At 40.0% G+C, this 5,166-nt stretch carries 6 protein-coding genes and 1 pseudogene; 5 read left to right on the top strand and 2 right to left on the bottom strand.

From position 1 onward, the window contains the following. Positions 1-153 (top strand): annotated as a pseudogene (locus IM515_RS24685) (RNA-guided endonuclease TnpB family protein); the annotation flags it as partial. Between the two features lie 1,153 nt (positions 154-1,306). On the opposite strand, the gene IM515_RS24690 reads toward IM515_RS24685, so the two are convergent. Further along, on the bottom strand, positions 1,307-1,555 hold the full coding sequence (locus tag IM515_RS24690) for a hypothetical protein (RefSeq protein WP_287633223.1): 249 nt from the start codon (positions 1,553-1,555) through the stop codon (positions 1,307-1,309). Here IM515_RS24690 and IM515_RS24695 point away from each other — a divergent pair. The 4 genes from IM515_RS24695 to IM515_RS24710 all read left to right on the top strand — a co-directional run bounded on the left by IM515_RS24695 (position 1,479) and on the right by IM515_RS24710 (position 4,494). Beyond that, positions 1,479-1,667 (top strand): hypothetical protein, encoded by a 189-nt coding sequence (locus IM515_RS24695; RefSeq protein ID WP_287626914.1) that lies wholly within the window; start codon positions 1,479-1,481, stop codon positions 1,665-1,667. The two genes, IM515_RS24690 and IM515_RS24695, sit on opposite strands and share 77 nt — an antisense overlap. A gap of 341 nt (positions 1,668-2,008) precedes the next feature. Beyond that, complete coding sequence (gene rfbF / locus IM515_RS24700; protein ID WP_193961327.1) at positions 2,009-2,845, top strand: glucose-1-phosphate cytidylyltransferase; 837 nt, start codon at positions 2,009-2,011, stop codon at positions 2,843-2,845. Beyond that, positions 2,839-3,111, top strand: coding sequence for a GDP-mannose 4,6-dehydratase (locus IM515_RS24705; RefSeq protein ID WP_287626915.1), 273 nt, complete (start codon positions 2,839-2,841; stop codon positions 3,109-3,111). The genes rfbF and IM515_RS24705 overlap by 7 nt, the downstream gene beginning before the upstream one ends. A gap of 102 nt (positions 3,112-3,213) precedes the next feature. Further along, positions 3,214-4,494 carry a hypothetical protein gene (locus tag IM515_RS24710; RefSeq protein ID WP_287626916.1) on the top strand — a complete coding sequence of 427 codons (1,281 nt, stop codon included), beginning with the start codon at positions 3,214-3,216 and terminating at the stop codon, positions 4,492-4,494. A 422-nt stretch (positions 4,495-4,916) separates the two neighbouring features. Here IM515_RS24710 and IM515_RS24715 read toward each other — a convergent pair. Beyond that, on the bottom strand, positions 4,917-5,166 hold a 250-nt coding region (locus IM515_RS24715), incomplete at its 5' end, for a transposase (RefSeq protein ID WP_287626917.1).

Below are 5,166 nucleotides of genomic sequence, written 5' to 3' on the forward strand. Positions count from 1 at the left end.
CACCATGACCGAGATGTTAACGCTAGTAAAAATATTTTGGCCGCAGGGCTTGCGGTGTCAGTCTGTAGAGCGACCATAAGACCAGAACAGAGTAAATCTGTTAAGGCAGGTGCGGAACCCCGCAAGGGAAAGAAGCAGAAACCCAAATCGTGAGGTTTGGGAATCGCCGTCCGTTTTACGGCGGCGAGGATGTCAAACTGACCATGCTCTTTTCTTTTGCCTTTCTTGGCCGGATCACAAAGGGTTGAACCGACCGGAATCTGATTGATAATTTCCACTGTATCGGCCACGGATAGGAGTCTTTCGGAACCGTATTTACTAGCAAGATAACGTTGATTGAAATAGAGATTAGTTGCGATAGAATAGCCGATGATAATTGCTAGAACTAGAGCGAGGATCCTGTGGAAAGTCTTAGTCAAGTTTAGATAGGCCAGACCAGAGATCGCCAGAAGAATAGGAGCAAACCAGAGCAGGATTTTACGATGGGAATAAAAATGCTCATCAGGATAATTAGAGGAAGCGTAGATAAAAATTACCCAAGTAATCGCAAAAAAGCCGATCAGTGTTTTATTGCCTCGATATTTTTTGATGACTATGTATAGAGAAATGCCGAAAAAAATAACCGAAACTACGACATTGAAAATCGATATTTTGTCATTCAAAAAAAATACTTGATTACCCAGATAAACCGTTTCCCAAATCGCTTTAAATATACGAGTGAACAGATTGCTCGATGGTTCACCGCTCGTCCCCTTCTCCGTGAGCGCTCTCAGCAGCCCTTTCGTATTTGCAAATCTCCCAACTATCTCACTGTGCCAATACATAAATAAGGCGAGATTTGCCGAGAGAATCGATAGAAAAGGCAAAAGACATTTAAGAGTATTCTTGCGATTTCGATAAACAAACCATAGACAGGCGATAACAGAAGTCGCTGGGATAATTAACATCGTGGTGCTGTGTAAACTCACCAATATAGCGACGGTAATCCCGAAGAATATCCAAGCTATAGCCTGATAGAGCAGCGGCTTAGTCGTTTCCATCTGGAACCGATAGAGTAAAGCAAAAACGAGCAGGAAAAAGGGTATTGGGCTAGGGGCCCAGGAAAAATTATTAATAAAATAGTCCGCATAAATCGTGCTATACCAAAATCCTGCTAAACTGGACAGGAGAAGGCGTTTATCTTCTTCTACATTTTCTAAAAGTTGATAAACAAAGTAGATTAAGAGGGGAATCGATAGAAAAGAGAATAGGCCATTGGTAAGGACTTGAAATTCGGGAGCAGTACTGAAAATTGTCAGAGGAAATCCTAAATAACTATAGAGGGGGGGAATTGTGAATCCATATTTTCCCCCCCCCCTGGTGGTCCCAATTGAGGAAAGTTTCCTTTCCACATATCCATCCAAAGATAACCAAGGGTAATCTGATCGGGATCGGGTCCGATATCGAAGGTAACGTATTCAAAGATACTGACAATCCTAGTGAAAAAGGCAAAGGCGATCGCTAGAATCCCTAAAATCAGTGCCGTTCCTCGGACTTTATTGCTTGATTTCCCCATAATTGTCGGTATTTTTATCCTAAAATTGTCTGGTGGCTTCGTGGCCGTATCCCCGAATGTTTATCTTCCCATGGTAGCGCGAATTTCTAGCCCTACCCGGTCGGAATTATAGCGTTAAAGATGAAGTATAACCTGATTTGGCATCGCCGGCCGACGACCGACTCCCCAAAAGGAAAACCTCGTACCTCACCATGAAGATAACTGCTAGAAGATTTAAGAGCCTGTTTAGCAATAAACTAGAGACACCCGCTCAACCAAAATTTTTTTAAACAGATATTGCACACAATCGGGAATCTCGTGTTAAACTGCCTCGATAAGATGATGTCACTCTCAAGACCCTTCACTATATAATCTAATGGTGATAAGTACCTAAGCAAAATTAATTACACATATCTAACCCCCTCCTTGCCTCTTGCCTCTTGCCTTTTGCCTTTCTTCACTAGGAAATTTATTTTGCACGACTACTTACAATCGGTCAGTTTAACAGTTAAGGACTATAAGTCTAACCTTCCCGTGGCTATCTTGTGTGGCGGCAAAGGAACCCGACTGCGGGAAGAAACCGAATTTCGACCTAAACCGATGATTGCCATCGGAAATCGACCGATTATTTGGCATATCATGAAAACTTATGCCCACTATGGCTTAACTGACTTTATGCTCTGTCTAGGGTATAAAGGGGAAATGATTCGGGACTATTTCTTTAGCTATGATTGGAATCAAAGTGATGTCCTCTTAGAGTTAGGCAATAAAAAAGTGACCAAACTCGATAGTGGACACGAGGAGGAAGACTGGCGTATTTGGTTAATTGATACGGGACAGGAAACCATGACTGGAGGTCGTCTTAAACGTCTCACCCCTTATATAGATCAAAGCGGAAGTGAGATCTTTTTGGCCACCTATGGGGATGGGGTTTGTGATGTGAATATTGCGGATCTGTTGGATTTCCATTACTGCCATGGGAAATTAGCCACGATGACGGCGGTTCGTCCTTCTTCTCGCTTTGGCGAGTTAATCATTGAGGGTAATTTAGTCACTCAATTCCAAGAAAAGCCCCAAACGGCTGAAGGATGGATTAATGGGGGGTATTTTGTCTTAAATCGCAAGGTTTTGGATTTAATTGAGGGAGATGCGACGACTTTTGAGGCACAACCCCTCAGAACCCTAGCCGCCTTAGGAGAACTCGCCGTCTATAAGCATGAAGGGTTTTGGCAGTGCATGGATACTTATCGAGAAATGGAAATGCTCAATCACCTTTATGACACTGGACAAGCTAGATGGAAAATATGGTAAAGAAAGCATTTTGGCCAGGCAAAAAAGTCTTTATAACGGGTCATACTGGCTTTAAGGGGTCTTGGCTGGCGTTTTGGTTACTCCATCTGGGAGCAGCGGTAAAAGGCCTCAGTTTAGCTCCCAATACCACCCCCGCTTTATTTGACCAATTAGACTTAGCTAAAAATTTGAGTCACCATCTAGGGGATATTCGAGAGGCTGAGTTAGTGGCTCGTTTAATCGCTTCATGGCAACCGAATGTAATCTTTCATTTAGCGGCGCAATGAGCGTCCTATATCGAACTCAAGTCATTGACAGATAGTCAATCCTTTAATAACAGGAGGCACTAAGTGGACATAGTAAATTCAATACATATCCAGATTAAGCAGATGCTCAAAAAGCAATCAAAAATTGATGGCAGATTTTTGGTAGTTGCCGCAGTCTTAGGATATTTTGGGTTATTGTATCTAGCTAACTTTTTTGTTCCCTATCACAGGTTTTGGTGGAGACTTGGGGTTCCTGCGGCTGAAAACCCTTTTATCGATCTTGCCGCCGTATTAGGTGCTTTTGATTGTGATCGATTGACAGGCGAAGTTTCCCTAATAAATAATTCCTGCTTCAAGCAAATATCTTATCCCAGTAGTTGGTCTTCATTAACTTGGCTGGGGTTAGAGCAGCGTGATACTATATTTTTAGGAGTTTTATTTGCTTTAATTTTTTATGTGATAACTTTAATCATTATTGGCAGATTAAATTATCAAGAAGCTGTAGTTTATGCCCTAATTTTATGCTCACCACCGGTAATGCTTTTAGTGGAACGCGGCAACGTAGATATTGTTATCTATTCTTGGCTTGGTGTCGGACTGATAATAATTAAGAATAGCCGAGCATTAATTTTTAGGTTGTGTGCCTATTTATTAATATTTTTTTGGGGGGTTGTTAAACTATTTCCAATTTTTGGACTGGCGGTAATTCTTAAAGAAAAAAGAAATCTATTTCTGTTCTTGTCGGCTATTTTTACCACTGCTTTTATTACTTATTTTCTCGCTAGTATAGGGGAGATTAAAACTATCTCAAGCATTCATGATGGGAGAATTTGGTATAGTTTTGGCTATAAAGTCCTCTTTGGTGCAGTCAAATATATTCTATCAAAGCTTACTAGCGGCGAAACTGATCTTAAAAATACGATCATATATATGATGTATATAATTATGATTTTATTTACTATGTCAATCTTAACCAGAGTTTTATTGTCGAAATTTAAAATTTTTAAAGAATGGCTTAGTTCGGATTTTGTCTCAACCGATTCGGACAAATCTTTAGATAAAAGTCGATACATTGATTACTTCCGTCTTGCGGCAGCAATTCATTTAGGAAATTTTCTTGTTATTGGCATGCTTTATGATTACAAATTAACTTTTCTAATCTTTGCCCTTCCTCAAATTTTGGATTGGATTAAGCAAGAAAATCAATTGAGCTTACCTTCCAGTATGGCTTTAGTCGCTATGGTGACAACCTTTTACGCAAGTCCATTCTTATATCCTTGGTTAGTTGATGAAATGATCAATTGGCTCTTAGCTGCCAATTTATTATACATGGCAATTCTCTCTATGCCTGAATGGCTAAAAAGTTTAGTCCATAGGAGATTGTCTGGCAAATTTTCCGTATAAAAGTTTAACCACAGGCTAATGTATAGCAAAACTCAATGAATTGTAAAATCCCCTCATCCCTAACCCCTCTCTCACTCTGGAGAGCGGAGAAGAATTGTGTTTAAGAATTATTTAGACTGGCTCCGTTAAATACTTCCTGAGACTTTTGGCTGACTACTAAAATGCCCTTCCTTCTGTCAAGCTGTCCCAGCATAAGTGAGTAGCCATTTGACAGCTTTCAAAGCCAGAGCGCGGTGGAATTAATATTTATATTCCCCTGTCAGTTTTCTGACCAGTTTCCAGACAAAACGATTCCAAGGTTTTCTGTACAAGTACCGACTACTGGCCGTAGGTTGTCTAATTTTAAAATCAGTATTGCTGATATCATAGACCTTTGCTAGGTCTTTCAGAGTGAACTCAATAGGGGTTTTATCAACTATACTTTAGACGTTCATAATCTGAGATTTATTAAACTTCTGAAATCGTAGAGTCAGCAAGGAATCCAGTTCTTTTTTATGTTTCAAATGGGCATCATTCAAACATTCATAAATGGCTGAAGAAAAGTCAGAAAAGTTTTCATAGTATTTACCATACAAACATTTCTTTTTGACAAATTTCCACAGCCTTTCAATTAAATTTAGATTAGGCGAATAAGACGGCAAATAGAGTAGCTCTATTGACAAAGAAAGAGCC

The sequence above is a fragment of the Microcystis sp. M44BS1 genome, from assembly GCF_020244875.1.
GTDB lineage: Bacteria > Cyanobacteriota > Cyanobacteriia > Cyanobacteriales > Microcystaceae > Microcystis > Microcystis panniformis.